General features: G+C 68.3%; 17 protein-coding genes. 6 read left to right on the top strand and 11 right to left on the bottom strand.

Features of this window, described 5'->3' with window-relative positions; all coding sequences use genetic code 11:
* Positions 1-109: 109 nt before the first annotated feature.
* The 3 genes from ABH927_RS17460 to ABH927_RS17450 form a co-directional block, all read right to left on the bottom strand.
* Positions 110-1078: a hypothetical protein gene (locus ABH927_RS17460; RefSeq protein ID WP_370022746.1), complete on the bottom strand. Its 969-nt coding sequence runs from the start codon at positions 1076-1078 to the stop codon at positions 110-112.
* Positions 1075-1623 (bottom strand): RNA polymerase sigma factor, encoded by a 549-nt coding sequence (locus ABH927_RS17455; RefSeq protein ID WP_370022744.1) that lies wholly within the window; start codon positions 1621-1623, stop codon positions 1075-1077. The genes ABH927_RS17460 and ABH927_RS17455 overlap by 4 nt, the downstream gene beginning before the upstream one ends.
* Positions 1624-1751: 128 nt before the next feature.
* A complete protein-coding gene (locus tag ABH927_RS17450; RefSeq protein WP_370022742.1) occupies positions 1752-1964 on the bottom strand; it encodes a nuclear transport factor 2 family protein in 213 nt (70 codons plus the stop codon).
* Between the two features lie 157 nt (positions 1965-2121).
* Between ABH927_RS17450 and ABH927_RS17445 the strand changes: the two genes are divergently transcribed.
* The 5 genes from ABH927_RS17445 to ABH927_RS17425 all read left to right on the top strand — a co-directional run bounded on the left by ABH927_RS17445 (position 2122) and on the right by ABH927_RS17425 (position 6209).
* The gene (locus ABH927_RS17445) at positions 2122-2487 is read left to right on the top strand and encodes a YciI family protein (RefSeq protein WP_370022740.1); all 366 of its coding nucleotides are present in this window, start codon (positions 2122-2124) and stop codon (positions 2485-2487) included.
* On the top strand, positions 2477-3712 hold the full coding sequence (locus ABH927_RS17440) for an RNA polymerase sigma factor (RefSeq protein WP_370022738.1): 1236 nt from the start codon (positions 2477-2479) through the stop codon (positions 3710-3712). Before ABH927_RS17445 ends, ABH927_RS17440 begins: the two co-directional genes overlap by 11 nt.
* A 148-nt stretch (positions 3713-3860) precedes the next feature.
* Positions 3861-4568, top strand: a complete 708-nt coding sequence (locus ABH927_RS17435) for a dihydrofolate reductase family protein (protein ID WP_370022736.1) — start codon at positions 3861-3863, stop codon at positions 4566-4568.
* Positions 4569-5170: 602 nt separating this feature from the next.
* On the top strand, positions 5171-5455 hold the full coding sequence (locus ABH927_RS17430; protein WP_370022734.1) for a hypothetical protein: 285 nt from the start codon (positions 5171-5173) through the stop codon (positions 5453-5455).
* Positions 5456-5492: 37 nt separating this feature from the next.
* Positions 5493-6209: a response regulator transcription factor gene (locus ABH927_RS17425; protein ID WP_370022732.1), complete on the top strand. Its 717-nt coding sequence runs from the start codon at positions 5493-5495 to the stop codon at positions 6207-6209.
* Here ABH927_RS17425 and ABH927_RS17420 read toward each other — a convergent pair.
* From ABH927_RS17420 to ABH927_RS17410, 3 genes are all read right to left on the bottom strand, one after another.
* The gene (locus ABH927_RS17420) at positions 6167-7192 is read right to left on the bottom strand and encodes a ParB/RepB/Spo0J family partition protein (RefSeq protein ID WP_370022730.1); all 1026 of its coding nucleotides are present in this window, start codon (positions 7190-7192) and stop codon (positions 6167-6169) included. The two genes, ABH927_RS17425 and ABH927_RS17420, sit on opposite strands and share 43 nt — an antisense overlap.
* Before the next feature lie 124 nt (positions 7193-7316).
* Entirely contained in the window at positions 7317-9227 is a 1911-nt protein-coding gene (locus ABH927_RS17415; RefSeq protein ID WP_370022728.1) for a carbamoyltransferase C-terminal domain-containing protein, read from the bottom strand.
* Positions 9228-9478: 251 nt separating this feature from the next.
* Positions 9479-9640 carry a hypothetical protein gene (locus ABH927_RS17410; protein ID WP_370022726.1) on the bottom strand — a complete coding sequence of 54 codons (162 nt, stop codon included), beginning with the start codon at positions 9638-9640 and terminating at the stop codon, positions 9479-9481.
* A gap of 796 nt (positions 9641-10436) precedes the next feature.
* On the opposite strand from ABH927_RS17410, the gene ABH927_RS17405 reads away from it, so the two are divergent.
* A complete protein-coding gene (locus tag ABH927_RS17405) occupies positions 10437-10919 on the top strand; it encodes a hypothetical protein (RefSeq protein WP_370022724.1) in 483 nt (160 codons plus the stop codon).
* Between the two features lie 78 nt (positions 10920-10997).
* Here ABH927_RS17405 and ABH927_RS17400 read toward each other — a convergent pair whose 3' ends face one another.
* From ABH927_RS17400 to trxA, 5 genes are all read right to left on the bottom strand, one after another.
* A complete protein-coding gene (locus ABH927_RS17400; protein WP_370022722.1) occupies positions 10998-11348 on the bottom strand; it encodes a hypothetical protein in 351 nt (116 codons plus the stop codon).
* A complete protein-coding gene (locus tag ABH927_RS17395; protein WP_370022720.1) occupies positions 11345-11767 on the bottom strand; it encodes a zinc-binding dehydrogenase in 423 nt (140 codons plus the stop codon). The genes ABH927_RS17400 and ABH927_RS17395 overlap by 4 nt, the downstream gene beginning before the upstream one ends.
* Positions 11768-11878: 111 nt before the next feature.
* The gene (locus tag ABH927_RS17390; RefSeq protein ID WP_370022718.1) at positions 11879-12328 is read right to left on the bottom strand and encodes a DUF1931 family protein; all 450 of its coding nucleotides are present in this window, start codon (positions 12326-12328) and stop codon (positions 11879-11881) included.
* A 23-nt stretch (positions 12329-12351) separates the two neighbouring features.
* Positions 12352-14022, bottom strand: a complete 1671-nt coding sequence (locus ABH927_RS17385; protein ID WP_370022716.1) for an FAD-dependent oxidoreductase — start codon at positions 14020-14022, stop codon at positions 12352-12354.
* Positions 14006-14449: a thioredoxin gene (gene trxA / locus ABH927_RS17380; protein ID WP_370022714.1), complete on the bottom strand. Its 444-nt coding sequence runs from the start codon at positions 14447-14449 to the stop codon at positions 14006-14008. The genes ABH927_RS17385 and trxA overlap by 17 nt, the downstream gene beginning before the upstream one ends.
* Position 14450: the final 1 nt, after the last annotated feature.

Genomic DNA, 14450 nt, shown 5'->3' with positions numbered 1-14450 from the left:
CCGTTTCGGGGTTCGGCTTACTACTAAGTCCGCCGCCGGACCTCCAGGACCTGCCGGCCGCCTGCGCCAGGAAGGTCCCGTACGGCATGCCGTACGGGACCTCGAAGTCTTAATCGAGAGGGTTGTGATCGAGGTGCTCGGGGGTCACGAGCAGCCGGACGACGCCCTCCTTCACCGGCTCCGCCTCCCAGACGGTCCAGCCGGCCCCCACCTTGTCGCCGGGCACCGGATCGAAGGTCAGGGTTGTCATGGGAGCGCCGTCCGGGTCCTCGCGATCATCGAGATTTCGCACGTCGGGATTGTCGGCGTGGATCCGCACGAGACTGAACTCCGCTGCTGCCTTGCGTGCCCGCAGCTCGGCCAGGACCTCGCCAACCGCGCGCCCGTCCACTCGGACCCCGGCGAGGATTTCGCCGCTGTCCGTGGCCGAGCCGTGGTTCTGGTACGTCTCCTGAGGCAGGGCCTGCCGTCCCAGCTTGACCCAGGCGTTCCCGGCGAATCGCTCGGGGATCTTGAGCACCATGGAACAGCCGGGCTGGCCCACCTCGCAACCCTCCGGCTCGGTCCCCGCACTGACGACGTCGCCGTGGCTCGTGTCCCCGGCTCTGGCGTCCTCGGTCCGCGTTTCCTCGCCGAGGCCGACGCCGTATTCCACCGCCTTCCCGACGGCGCCGGGCGAGACGGGGACCAGCCGCAGATCGACCTTCAGGCCGACCGCGTGGAACGCCTCCGTGTATTCCTGATGATCGGCGAAGGGATCCTTGATCCGCGCGACGTAGTGGTCGCCTTCGCGCTGGATCGCGACGGCGGCGTTGGCGTAGGAGGTGGCGCTGCCGAGCCGCTCACCCAGGATGCTCGGGCCTGCGACGACGGCGGCGGCGAGCACCGCCGCGGCGGTCATGCCCACCACGAGACGCCTGGCGGTGAACGGGCGGAGCCTGGCGACGGTGGCCTCCCGCGACTCCTCAATGACGATCGAGGCCAGCAGCGTCCGGGCCCCCGCGGCCGACGCTCGCCCGGCCAGTTCCTCGTCCTCGACTCGGGCGAGGCGACCGATGAGCTCATGGACGTTGTTCACAGCGACCTCCGGGCAAGAGCCAACCGGCTCGACGATGCGATGTGGACCCCGGCGCCCTGCAGCCCGCGGGAGAAGCGCTTGCGGGCGCGGTACAGCCGGATGCGTACGGCATTGCGCGAGCAGCCCAGGACCTTGGCGATCTCGCCGTGGTCCAGGCACTCCCAGGCGATCAGCGAGAGCAGTTCCCTGTCCTCGTCTGACAGGCCGCGGAACACTCGGCCGATCGCGCCCAGTTCCACGCTGCCCTCGGGCGAGTGCGTGTAGAGGTCGGCGATCTCGGCGGTGAGCTCCACACTCCTCGACCGGTGGCGGACCTGGCCGCGGCGGTGGTTGGCCAGCACGTTGCGCGCCACGCCGTACAGCCAGAGCCGCGCTCCATCCCCTGACGGCAGCGCGTCCACCCGGCGCCACGCGATCGCGAACGTCTCGGCCACGACATCGGCGGCGTCCTCGGGAGAGTCGCAGCGGCGAAGGGCATATCCCAAGATCCGTTCGTAGGTGTCCGCGTAGACAGCCTCGAACCGCGCCTTCTGATCACGCCCCACGGGCGATCCTCATTCTCGGTCTCCTTCGATGGTGGGCTACGTGCGGTTACGCCCCATACATGTCGAAGGAGGCGGCATCATTTCACCGCATCGAAGTGGCGGGGCCGCGTCGCGACCCCGCCACCCCGTCAGGCTCCGGCGGACGCGAGGGCTTCGCGCAGCGGGAGCGGGTTGAAGTACTCCCGCCAGATCGTCACCAGACCGTCGCGAACCTCCAGGTAGGCCGTGTAGGCCTGCCGGTACTCGTAGCCGCTGGCGGCCACCGTGCCGGTGGAGCGGTATTCCGCGAAGTAGCGGCCCGGCCGCTCGCCCGGATGTTCCGGTTCGGGCCGCGCTCGCATGGTCACCACCTGGTTTACCGATAGCCGTTTTCCGCCGCCGCGTGCCGTACCCTGCAAGGGCTCAAGCCGTGGCTTGGGGCAGAATCGAGGGCGTGATGCAGGGATTGACCTTTCCCGGAAGCGGCATCGGGCCGCCGTCGAGGAGAAGGGCGGCAGGGTGAAGTACCTGATGCTGATCTACGGCAACGAGGATGTCTGGAACAGTCTGCCGCCCGGCGACTTGGCCAAGCTGATCGATGAGGTGGACGCGTTCAACAACGCGTTGCGCGAGTCCGGGGAGCTCCTCGGCGCTGAGGGGCTGATCCCCCGGCCGCGATCGGTGCGGGTGGTGCAGAGTGGTGCGGTCGTCACCGACGGCCCGTACCTCGAGGCGAAGGAGTTTGTCGGCTCCTACTTCGTCGTCTCCGTCGACGACGAGCAGCGGGCGTTGGACATTGCGCGATCCTATCCGGGACTGCGGTACGGCGGCGGGCTGGAGGTGTGGCCGCTGATGGACCACGGCTGGGCAACCGTTGAGGCTTGAGGAGCCGGTCGAGGAGCTGCTACGGACACTCGCGTCCCAGGTGCTCGGCTCGCTCGTGCATCGGTACGGTGACTTCGCGCGCTGTGAGGATGCGGTGCAAGAGGCGCTGATCGCCGCCGGCGACACGTGGCCGCGCAGCGGTGTCCCGGCGCACCCGCTGGGCTGGCTCAATACGGTCGCCGCGCGGCGCTACATCGATCAGGTACGGGCCGACGGCGCCCGAGAGCGTCGGGAGTGGGCTGCCCTCGACGCCATGCCGCGCGACGCGCTGGTCGCACCGCCGCCGGATGCGGAGCCGGCCCGCGATGACCTCCTGGAGCTGCTGTTCCTGTGCTGTCACCCCGCCTTGACGGTCCCGTCGCAGATGGCGCTCACGCTGCGGGCGGTCGGTGGACTGACTACAGGCGAGATCGCCGCGGCCTTCCTCGTGCACGAAAAGACGATGGGACAGCGGATATCACGGGCCAAGCAGCGCCTGCAGGAAGTGGGAGCCCAGTTCGAGTTGCCTGCGGATCCTGAGGGCGGACCCCGGCTGCCGGTTGTGCTGCACGTCCTGTATCTGATGTTCAACGAGGGCTACAGCGCCAGCGTCGGCCCGCAACTGCGCCGGCCTGACCTCACCCGGCAGGCCCTGCACCTGGTGCGCCGGCTGCACGCTCGGCTGGCCGACTCCGGCGAGACCGCGGGCCTGCTGGCGTTGATGCTGCTGACCGAGGCCCGCAGTGCGGCGCGAACGGGGCCCGGCGGCGTTCTCGTGCCGCTGGCGGAGCAGGACCGGTCTCGGTGGGACACCGCCGCCATCGCGGAGGGAACCGAGCTCATCGCCCGCACCCTCGCGACCCGGCCGCTGGGGCCGTATCAGGTGCAGGCCGCCATCGCGGCGGTACACGACGAGGCGCCGTCGGTCGAGGCCACCGACTGGCCGCAGATCCTCGCGCTGTACGAGATCCTGGAGCGCCTCGCGCCCAATCCCGTCACCACCCTCAACCGGGCGGTCGCCCTGGGAATGGTGCGAGGGCCGCACGCCGGACTCGCGCTGCTGCGCGAACTGGAGTCGGGGGTTCTCGCCGGCAACCACCGGCTGCTGGCCGTCCGCGCCCACCTCCTCGAGCGGGCCGGGGAGGCGGCCGACGCGGCCGCGGCGTACCGGGCGGCCGCACGTCTGGCCGGCAGCCTGTCCGAGCAGCGCTTCCTCGTCCAGCGGGCCGCACACTGCGCGACCTGAACTGTATCGATCGCCGGCGGGCGCATCGTCGGCCTATCGTCGGCCGCCATAACGTGCCGGCGTGACGATGTAGAAATCCGGCCCGCGGCTCCGATCAGTCATTGAGCGGACCTGCCAGGGTGCCGCCAGACGGAGGAAGCGAAGCGACATGACAAAGGTGACGGCACAGATGTCCGTGTCACTCGACGGCTACTACGCCGGCCCGCTATACAGCGGCGACGGGAACTGGATGGAGTCGGCAGAGGCCGCCGGCTTCTTCCGGATCACCCGGTGGGTGATCGACGCCATGGCCTGGCGCGAGAGGCTGGGCTTCGCCGGCGGCGAGCGGAGTACCAACTCCGACATCATCGCCGAGACGTTCGAGGCGGCCGGGGCGTACGTCATGGGACGGCGCATGGCCGACGGCGGTGAGTTGCCCTGGGGCGAGGAACCGCCGTTCCACGCACCGGTATTCGTCGTGACCCACCGCCCCCGCGAGACGCTTGTACGTCAGGGCGGAACCAGCTTCACCTATGTCACCGACGGTATCGCCAGCGCCGTGGAGCAGGCACGCGCCGCAGCGAAGGGCAAGAACGTGGCCGTTGCCGGGGGCGGCAGCCTGGTACGCCAGGTTCTGAAGGCCGGCCTGCTGGACGAGCTGGAACTGCATATCGTCCCGGTCGTCCTTGGCACCGGGATGCGCCTGCTCGACGCCGGCCTCGAGCTCGCCGACAAGGAGGCGATGGAGTTCACGCCGACCAGAGTGGTACACACCCCGGAGGTCACACACGTCCGTTACACCTTCAATGGCCGGGCCGCCCTGGTCCTCGACGACCGCGGAAGTGGCGCGGGCGTTCCTGGAGCCGACGTGCCATAAGCTTCCGGTGTCGCGACGAATGAGCGGCCGGGGACCTCTGACAGGTCCCCCGGCCGCCAAATCTGGTCGGGTTCGCCCGTGTCACCCGGCGTGCCTCCACGGAAACGGCTTCCGCGACGTTCCACGTTTCTCGAGCGTGGGTGACCATTGATGACGCAGGTGGATCTCCCAAACCGTTGACGGAGCCACCTTGATGCCGAGCGTGGTGAGTTCGCCATGCACCCGCCGGTATCCCCAGGATCGGCAACAGCCTTAGCGCGGCGAAGGCGTTCGTGACGACGAGATAGGCCAGGCGAAAGAGCACGGCCGAACATCATGCCGCATGCGCAGCCTCCCTGACCGCCGGAGAACGCACGCCGGGCGAAGCCATAGCCAAAGCCGTGACCTGGGCGGATGACATTACCGGCAGGCGCACTGCTGCCGGGAAGCGATCGTGACAAGGAGATCCCGGGTACCCCTTCGGGCATAGCAGGACGGCCGCATCGACGACCGCCCGCGTGGCCTTCAACGGACCCGGGCCGGTTCGCCATGCTGCCCTTACACGACGCGGCTACACGACGCAGCCCTCCACACGACACGACCACGAGCGAGGATGGTGGGTCATGACCGTCCTGCATACCGTCGCCGGGTATCTCCCGCCCGGCCGCAGGTCACTCGACGAGATCGCCGAACGGATGGAGCTCCACCCGGACGAGGTCAGGATGTTCCGCCGGTTCTTCGGCTTCCGCGAGATCCTGTACGGCTTCCGCATCGGCGGGGTCGCCCGACCGGACGAGATGGCGCCGGCGATGGCCGCCCGCCTGATGCGGACAGCCGACCACCGCCGAGCCGTCGCCGCCTTCGCCGAGCACGGCCCGGACCATGTCACCTCGTACGACGGAGAATGATCTGCCAACTCCACACCAGAGGAGCAATTCGATCACCGTGGTCTGGGACAGAGATCTGGCATCGCCGCCTTCGGCGCCCACGTCACCGGCTCGCCTGGCGATCCTCGACGGTGATCCCCTGCTCCGCGCCGGGCTGCGGTCGATCCTGGAGCGTGATGCGCGGGTCGAGATCATCAGTGAATTCGGCTCGGTTCGTCAGGTTGCGGCGCACAGCGGCCCTTTCGTGCTGGTCGCTGGCGGAGAGTCCCTGGATCAGCTTCTCCCCGACATCGCCAAGCTCTTCCCCGCCACCGGGCCCAGCGTGGCCGGGATCGTGGGGGTGCTCCGGCCGGATGACCCCGCCATGCTCCGCAAGGCCATAACCTGTGCCGTCCGCGGTTTCGTCGATCGTGACAACAGCCACCGGGATCTGGCCGACGCCGTCCTCGGCGTGAGCCGGGGCGATGCCTTCCTGTCTCCGGCCATCGCCGATGTCCTCGTCGGCTGGGTGGCCACCCAGATCAGCCTGATGCCGGTGCCGATCGTCACCATCGAGCGAATGCTGACCGAGCGTGAGCTCGAGGTCTTCCAAGCTCTGGGGGACGGCCTCAGTAATTCCGCCATCGCCCGGAAACTGCGCATACGCGAAACGACGGTGCGCAGCCACGTCTACCGGATTCTGAACAAGCTCGATCTCGGGGCCAGGGCTGAGGCCGTGCTCGCCGGTCACTGCTATGCGAACGCCCTGCGAGGTGGCCGGGAGAAGGCGAGTTGACCACGATCATCACCGTCTCGCCAGCCGGGGACCCTCGGCGGTTTGGCTCCCCTGTGCTTCCACTTCATCCGCGAAGTGCAGCCACACATCGGCGCACATGCGGGCGACCTGCGCGAGGGACTCCGCGCAGTGGGGCGGGATGCCATTGACGACCGGGTCCACCCGTCGGTACTGACCATCCGGATGGCGTCGAGCAACCGCAGCAGGCTCCGCCCGGCGTCGGTGAAACGCGGCGACGGATCCCGGTTGCCTGCCGAGGATCTCCACGGAGGAGATCCTCGGCGAGAGCTGTCCTCGGGCGGGTGGGCGTGGCCGCCGCGCAGCTTCTGCGGCACGAGATCCTGACCCAGGCGGAGCCGCTCCCTGACATCCCCGGCCGTGGAGACGGCGATGCCCGCGGTTTCGGCGATCTCCCGGAGGGAGGCGTCCGGCCGTTCGGCGATCAACCGGCAGGCCAGGATGCGGCCCTCCGCGGTGCTGAGCGGTCGCAGGCGGCCGTCCCGCCCGAGCCCGGAGTTCGAGTGGGCAGCCACACCAGCCGAACTTCGGCGGATCGCGGCGACCGTCCGGTGCGACAGGCCACTGGTCGCGGCGATCCGCCGGTCCGACCGCTGAGGGTGGGAGGCGATGATGCGAGCGGCCGCGGTTGCCCGGTCCTTCTGGGTCAGCGGCAGCTCGTGCGAGGCGTTCAGCCGTACCTCGAGGACGAAGGCATCCTCGGCGTCACCGTCGAAGAACCTGGCTTCGATCTCGCGGTCCCCGCGGCGGCGGGCGGCGCGGAAGCGGTGCATGCCGTCGATGATGGGCATGGTCCCGCTATGCACGACGATGGCCAGCAGCGGGGTGTCGAGGTCGGCGAGCAGCCGGATGTGGGCCGAATCCTCCCCGTCCAGCCTTGGTGAATCCGCAGGGAACAGAACGCTGAGGGGAAACCGACTCGGTCTCCGGCGAGAGAGCCAAGAGCACCACTTTGACTCCTTCATCGTCGGACGGTAAGCGTCCTTGATAAGAAGGTTTGTTTACTATTAGTAGGTATTCAGGAGCGGCGTCAAGGGTCAAGGAGATCGACGGCCGGCCCGAACGCCGGGTCATGCCCCGGAGGCGGGCTCAGGCGCGGAACGCGAGGACGAAGGGCCGTGGGAGATCGCCGGGCTCCTCGATGAAGGAGGAACCGGGGCCGCCGTCGCGGCGGAAGGTCCGCACAAGGCTGGCGAAGTTCCGGTCGCGTGCCATGTGATGATCGGCCAACCTGTTGATCATGGAGGGCTTCGGCGTGGCGGTGAGCCTGAGTCCTGGCGACCAGGACAGCAGGAAGACGCCGCCTTCGGTGTAGCCCTGGTCCAGCCATTTCCGCCAGATGGCGTCGCGGAGGGGCTCCTGCCCCGCGAAATAGTGGACCGCCCGCTGACGTGGCTGACCCGGTGCGACCAGTTCCTCGCTCTGCCGGCGCAGCGCCACCCTCCGGCCGGCCAGATAGGCGACCTCTATCCCCTTGTTGACGCAGAACGTCAGAGCCTGGGCGGCGTTGTCGACAATGGGCTCGTCCTTGTCGTTGAGCGATGTGTTGCACAGAATGGGGACTCCCGTTCGCGCGTGGAACGCGTCGATGGCCCGATACAGGAGCGGGTCCACCTCGGAGGTCAGCGTCTGGTGGCGTGCCGAGCCGTCCAGGTGGACGATCGCCGGGACCTGGTCACGCACCTCTTCGCGCACCTTGACGGCTTCCAGCATGAAGGGGGAGGGCCTCGTCGATTCGAACCACTGGCTGGAATAGTCCGCCAGCACGATCGGGGCGACCGGCCGCCACCACTGGCGCTGCTTGTACTTGTTGAGCAGGTCTCGCACCCTCATCGACCGCGGATCGCCGAGCAGGCTCCGATGGCCCAGCGCCCGAGGCCCGATCTCCGCTGATCCGTCCACCCACACGATGACGGAATCGGTGACGTCGGCGACGAACTGCTCGGCGTCGAAGTCCGTGACCGTCTCGACCCAGGGGGCGAACTCCTGCAGGGCCTCGTCGACATCCCTCAGCGGCGCGCCGTAGTAGCCCGAGGTCACGGAGAAATCGGCCTCGTGGAGCGCGCCGATGCCATGCAGGGCGAGCATCCCCAGGCCGAGCGCCTGGCCGGAATCGTTGGCGACGGGCGGGGTGAGCAGTCCCCGAAAGCCGAACGTATCGAGCAGCAAGGTGTTGGTCGGGCAATTGAGCGCGAAACCCCCGCTCGTGGAGAGGTAGCAGTCCTGGGTGCGCACCTGTCCGGCCGCGCTCAAGCGTTCGACGTTGCGGATGGCGATCAGGTCGCAGGCCCGCTGGACATGCTTCATGACCGCGCTTCGGAGATTTTCCTCGCGGGTGAACCGGTCGTCGAGATTGTCATCGGCCAGTTCGGCCTCCGCCCGGCTGATCAGGGCGCCGACGAGCCCGAACGCTTCAGCCCATGGCGCGCTACGCCCGCCGAACAGTTCGATCGCGGCAACCGTGTCGACGATGTCGAAACTTATGGCCGTACGGCACGCCGAAGCGAGCGCCATGAGGGAGCCCGGCTCCATGCCGAACATCGTCGAAGCCGCGGCGTAGAGCGGCCCGGGCGACTCTATCGGCAGGAAGGTGAGCCTGCCGCGATCCGAAACGGCCCCCGCATACCAATGCGTGGGGCTGTGTGTGTCGAGAACCGCGTCCGGGGCGCCATCCATCGCCATAGCGATGATCGTCTCGTTCTTGAACAGCTTCGTGTCCATGAGCAGTCCGCTGAACAAATGCGCGAGGCTGTGCACCGGGAAGGCGCCTGAGCCGGCCGGGACCTCGATGTCGGCGTGCCCCGGCAGACCTGGAGTCCCCCAGACGTGACGCATGTCGCGCAGGCTCAGCCCCTCGTCGGCGAGCAGCCCGTCGAGGAACGCGCTCGCCCTGTCCACCGTGAACAGCGGCCAGCCGTGATGCTTCTGGCCGCTGACCCGCTCGACCTCCCAGAATCTGGCCAGCTCAACCGTGTCGCCGGACCGCCGCCACAGAGCCACGCCGTGATCATGTCGGGGCGCCAGGATCGCCAGGTCTCCGGGGGCACTGAGATAGCAAGAAAGGAAGTATTCCACCGCACGATCGCCTGTCATCGGTCCCGCGTTCCCTCTATGTGAATGGGCTGTCCGGCCAGGTCGTCGAAGTCTAGGCAGATGCTTCGCGGAATTCGACAGCACAACCACGCGCCTCGGCTCATCGAAACGTTGACGCGCCGTGCGCGTTTTCACCGCTCGAAGTACGACGCCTCCATCTAGCGATCTTTGGTCTCGCGTTGGATCAATGAAAGATTGAGGTTAAGGGTGAATTCGCGCAACGCGGTGAACTGCGCCTCGTCGGGTAGCCGGGGCGCGTTGCCGCGCCCCGGCCCCCTCAGAACGGCCGTGCCCGCTTTCCAGGCAACCGGCTCAAGCAAGCCCTGGAGGCTCCAGGCCGTGCGGAAGTGCTGGGTTCGTGCCGTCGCCGAGTCGACGGCGGCAGTGGGCGTGTATGAGACGTGTTGCGGCGTGTTCGTCCGGGTTTCCGAGGTCCACGGCGCTGGCGATCGCCTGTTTGCGGATCGCTGTGCGCGTGGCCGTGAGCCACTGCTGCCACTCGATCGGGCTTTGTGCTCATGGTCGGCGTGCAGCAGCAGGCCCCGGCAGAGCGGACATCGGCCGCCCTGCTGGTGCTGCGCCTGGCTCGGGAGAACCCCTCCTGGGGGTACCGGCGCATCGGCCTCCCCCGCCAGAGCAGGGACAGTTACATGACTCCGGCCCTTAAAGCTCTCTAGTAATCAGTTCTGCTGATGAATCGTTTGCTGATCGCCCGTTTCCGCCCGGTACGGGCGGGTGTTGATTCAAGGGGAATGCGTTTGACCGTCGGCGCCGGCGGTTCCGAGGCGGTCGGCCCCCTGCTTCGACCGATCCGGAAGACCGATCCGCGTGGACGTCGATGCGTCGCCAAAGGGGACTGGCTCAGCACACTCACACCGGTCGCACGCACCTTCATGCTCGCCACCATCGCCGTGCCGATCGTCATCTACGGACTGATGCCACAACTGCACCGACTCCGTCGACGCCTCCTGACCGCATCGCAGGCAGCTGACCACCACGCTCCATGTCCAGCCGCGTGGGGCACGCCTCCAGGCGTGTCCCCGAGCCAGAACGCCCCGGGGTGGGAAACCGTCCCCGGCGCCATCGTTGTGTGACGACACTCACCAAGGAGTCATCATGGAGCAGCTACCGGAACCATCGCTGACCACATCCCTCCAGCCGGACCCATCCGAGGAACGAGGCGCACGACCCTCTGGACAGCTCTCGCTGTGGCAGCTGAATCTGCTTCGCGTCGGTTACCTCGTCATGGGGGTGGGGCTTGCGGTGATCAAGTGGCCCCTGCTCTTCAACCACGAGCCCTGGGGGCTCGCGGAAGGCACCAAGGAGTGCCTGCTCATGGCCATGTCGGTCCTGGCACTGCTCGGCATCCGATACCCATCGCGCATGCTTCCCATCCTGCTCTTCGAAGTTTCATGGAAGCTGCTCTGGCTTGGAGTGGTCGTCCTCCCGTTGTGGTCGGACAACCAACTCGAGGGCGCCACCCGCACCCAGGCCGGTACGGTCCTCTGGGTCGTCATCATCCTCGCCGTCATTCCCTGGCGCCATGTGCTCGCCCAGTACGTGATGGCACCCGGCGAGCCATGGCGTCGCAGCCGGTAGACGACGGTCCGGCGACGTCTCCTGAGGGCCAATTCGTACGCATACGCCAGCTCGCGGCGGTGGTCCGGGCGCCGCGTATCAGCTGAGCTCGCCGGGATGGATGACGACCTTGGTCCAGCCGAGATCCCGCCGGTCGAAGTGCTCGTAACCGGTCGGTGCGTCGTCCAGGCCCAGCTCGTGCGAGACCACCCAGGACGGCCGGGCGTTACGCTCGTGGATGAGCGTCATGAGCTGCCGGTTGTAGCGCTTCACGTTGCACTGGCCGTTGGCCACCGCCTGGCCCTTGAACCAGAACATCCCGCAGTCGAAGGCGATCTCGCCCTGCTTGTAGAGGTCGTCCGGGCTACCGGGGTCCGACGGGATGAAGACGCCGACGACGCCGACGGTCCCGGTGAACTTGACCGATCTGATGAGGTTGTTGAGCGTCATGTTCGGATGCTCGTGCCCCTGCGGGTCGTGCCCCTGCGGGTCGTGCGCCTGGTAGCCACGCACTCGCAGCCCCGGTCGGCGCCAAGGCCCGTTGTGAGCTCCATGACCTGATCGACCGGTGGCGACTGGGAGTCGTCGATCGCGATCGCGCCGACCTCCTCGGCTTTGGCGAGCCGGTCGGGGTGGCGGTCGACGACCATCACCTTGCTCGCGCTCTTGAGCGTGGCGGAGTAGGCGGCCATCAGGCCGACGGGCCCCGCCCCGTAGATCACGACCGAGTCGCCCGCCTCCACCTGGGCGAGTTGAGTCGTGTGCCAGCCGGTCGGCCAGATGTCGGCGAGCATCACGTAGTCGTTCTGCTTCTCCTTCGCGTCGTCCGGGAGGACGAGGCAGTTGAAGTCGCCGTACGGCACGCGCATTCCCCCTTCCTTGCTCGCCGCGACCGCCCCCCTGGGAGGACTCGGCGCCGAATTCACCGGGCGTGCGGGGCGGGCCGTTCAGAGCTGATCGCCGAGGCCGTCCCGACCGCCTCAGAGCAGCAGGTCGAAGACACGTATCGTGCGCTCCCACTGCTCAGTCGCGGGGTTCTTCACGTCCGGATCCACGATCTTGAAAGTCTGAGCCAGTGCCACTGACAGGCCGCCGACGATCTCGGGCAAGCGGCCGACGGTCTCCTCGCCGACCGACAGGTCGAGCGGAGGCAGCGTGGCGAGCTGCTCCAGGATGGGTTTCAGCTCGATGTCCTCATCGAGGAGGCGGAACCGGTGGATGCTCTCCTGGAGGCCCTTGGTGACGGGTAGATCCCAGGGTTCGATGATGTCGCGACGGTTCGCCTTGGCGTGGGCCTGGCCGATCACCAGAAGGTCGTAGACCTTGTCGTTCACGAAGTCGCTGTAGCGCCGGAGGTCGTCCTTGTCGACGTCGACACCTGCGGCGCTGCGGAAGAAGCGTTCGAATCTCGACACCGCCATGAGAACCATGGAGGTCTCCTTCCTGCCCGGAGTCACTCTCCGGCCTGGAAATAGTCGTGGACCAGCCGTACGGCCATGGCGCCTTCACCGACCGCCGCGGCCACCCGCTTGACCGACCCGCTCCGCACGTCCCCGGCCGCGAACACGCCCGCCCTGCTCGTCTCCAGCGGGAACGGCCGGCCCGGGGCGTCGGGCGCGCCTTCCTTTCCGGACCGGGCGGCGTCCGCGCCCGTCAGTATGTAGCCCCGCGGGTCGAGCGCGATCTCGTCGGCCAGCCAGGCGGTGTACGGCTCCGCGCCGATGAAGATGAACATCGCGCGGGCCTCGAGCGTGGAACGCTCGCCGGTAACGTTGTTCTCGGCGATGACCGCGGCGAGCGTCTCTTCCCCCATCAGCTCCCGGACCTCGGTGTTCAGCATGATCTGGATCCGGGGGTGCCGTTCGATCTCGACGGCCAGGTAGCGGGACATGTTCCTGGACAGCGCGTCCTCCCGCACGAGCAGCCGGACGCAGGTGGCGTGCCGGGCCAGGAACAGGGCGGCCTGGCCGGCCGAGTTGCCTCCTCCAACGACGACGATCGGGTCCCGCTCGCACATCCGGGCTTCGAACATGGTCGCCGCGTAGTAGACGCTCGTGGGCTCGAACCTTTCCAGGTTCCGGACGTCAAGCCTGCGGTAGCGGACGCCGGTCGCGATGATCAGGGTGCGCGCGTGGATCGTCCCCCCTTCCTGCACGGTGACGATGTGATCACCCGCGTTCAGGTGCAGTCCGCATGCCTGTGCGGGGACGCAGAAACGCGCGCCGAACTTGCCGGCCTGGATCGCCGCCCGCTCCGCCAGTTCGCCGCCGGAGATCCCGGACGGGAAGCCGAGGTAGTTCTCGATCCGCGAAGATGTGCCCGCCTGGCCGCCCGTCGCGACATTGTCCAGGACCATCGTCGCGAGGCCCTCCGACGCTCCGTATACCGCCGCCGCCAGCCCCGCCGGCCCGGCCCCGATGACGAGCAGGTCGCATCGGGTCTCCTGTACCCGTGGTGCGGGGAGCCCGATCGCCCGGGCCAGCTCCGCGTTGCTCGGGTTGCGGAGCACCGTCTCGCCACGCCAGATCACGACCGGGGTGTCCTCCGGGGTGACGCCCATGCTCCGCAGGAACCGCTCTGCCTCCTCGTCCTGCTCCAGGTCGATCCACCGGTGCGGCAGCCGGTTGCGTGCCGCGAACTCCCGCAGCCGCCGGGAGTCGGCCGAGAAGCGGGAGCCGATGATGCGGAAGCCCGCGCCCAGTCCGATGAGCATCGTGCGGCGGATGAGGTAGGCCCGCAGGATGAGGTCGCCGAGTGCCGGATCCCCGGCGACCAGGCGGCGGAGCGCGTCCGCCGGCACGGCGAGGACCTCGCCGTCCTCGGCCACCACGCCGGTGACGAAGCCCACCTGGCCGGTGAGCACGTTGAGCTCTCCCAGGAACCGGCCTGCCCCGTGGACGCCGATCACCTGGTCGTCCGCTCCGAATCCCTCGACCGTCGCCACCTTGCCGGCCAGGACCGCGAAGAATTCGGTGCACGGAAGGCCCTCCGCGTACAGGACCTCGTCCTGGCGGACCCGGCGCCGCTCGCCGTGCGGGGCCAGCGCCTGGAGCTGCGCGTCGCTCAGCCGCGGGTAGGCCCCCTGCGGGTCCGGCGTCTCGGAGAGCTCAGGCGGCCAGCGCATCGTCCACCCATTCGCGTAGGGCGGGAGCCGGCGCCGCACCCGCCCGCTGGGCGACAACCCGCCCCTGATCGATCACGGCGAGTGTCGGGATGGCCTGTACGGCGAAGCGTTCCGAGAGCCGGGGCGCTTCGTCCACGTTCACCTTCACCAGCTTCAGGCGACCGGCCAGATCGGCCGCGACCTGCTCCAGCGCCGGGCTGACCATGCGGCACGGGCCGCACCAGGGTGCCCAGAAGTCGACGACCACCGGGATCCGAGCCGCCTCGACGACCTCGCTGAAGTCGTCGTCCCCCGCCTCGGTGACCCAGGGAAGCGGCTGGTGGCAGTCGCCGCACTGCGGGATCCCCGAGGCGACCCTGGGTAGCCGGTTCTTCCGTCCGCATTTCGAGCATCGGACGACGCTCGCGTCCTTGGCCTGTGACCGCATG

Source organism: Planotetraspora sp. GP83, assembly GCF_041262585.1.
Classification (GTDB): Bacteria; Actinomycetota; Actinomycetes; order Streptosporangiales; family Streptosporangiaceae; genus JAOEGB01.
This window is presented reverse-complemented; position numbering and strand designations above follow the sequence as displayed.

Coding starts and splice junctions, on each gene's coding strand:
- ABH927_RS17450 (WP_370022742.1), bottom strand. CDS start 1,964: ATGCGAGCGCGGCCCGAACCGGAACATCCGGGCGAGCGGCCGGGCCGC.
- ABH927_RS17390 (WP_370022718.1), bottom strand. CDS start 12,328: ATGGTTCTCATGGCGGTGTCGAGATTCGAACGCTTCTTCCGCAGCGCC.
- ABH927_RS17420 (WP_370022730.1), bottom strand. CDS start 7,192: ATGAAGGAGTCAAAGTGGTGCTCTTGGCTCTCTCGCCGGAGACCGAGT.
- ABH927_RS17395 (WP_370022720.1), bottom strand. CDS start 11,767: ATGCGCGTGCCGTACGGCGACTTCAACTGCCTCGTCCTCCCGGACGAC.
- ABH927_RS17405 (WP_370022724.1), top strand. CDS start 10,437: ATGGAGCAGCTACCGGAACCATCGCTGACCACATCCCTCCAGCCGGAC.
- ABH927_RS17435 (WP_370022736.1), top strand. CDS start 3,861: ATGACAAAGGTGACGGCACAGATGTCCGTGTCACTCGACGGCTACTAC.
- ABH927_RS17385 (WP_370022716.1), bottom strand. CDS start 14,022: ATGCGCTGGCCGCCTGAGCTCTCCGAGACGCCGGACCCGCAGGGGGCC.
- ABH927_RS17430 (WP_370022734.1), top strand. CDS start 5,171: ATGACCGTCCTGCATACCGTCGCCGGGTATCTCCCGCCCGGCCGCAGG.
- trxA (WP_370022714.1), bottom strand. CDS start 14,449: ATGCGGTCACAGGCCAAGGACGCGAGCGTCGTCCGATGCTCGAAATGC.
- ABH927_RS17400 (WP_370022722.1), bottom strand. CDS start 11,348: ATGACGCTCAACAACCTCATCAGATCGGTCAAGTTCACCGGGACCGTC.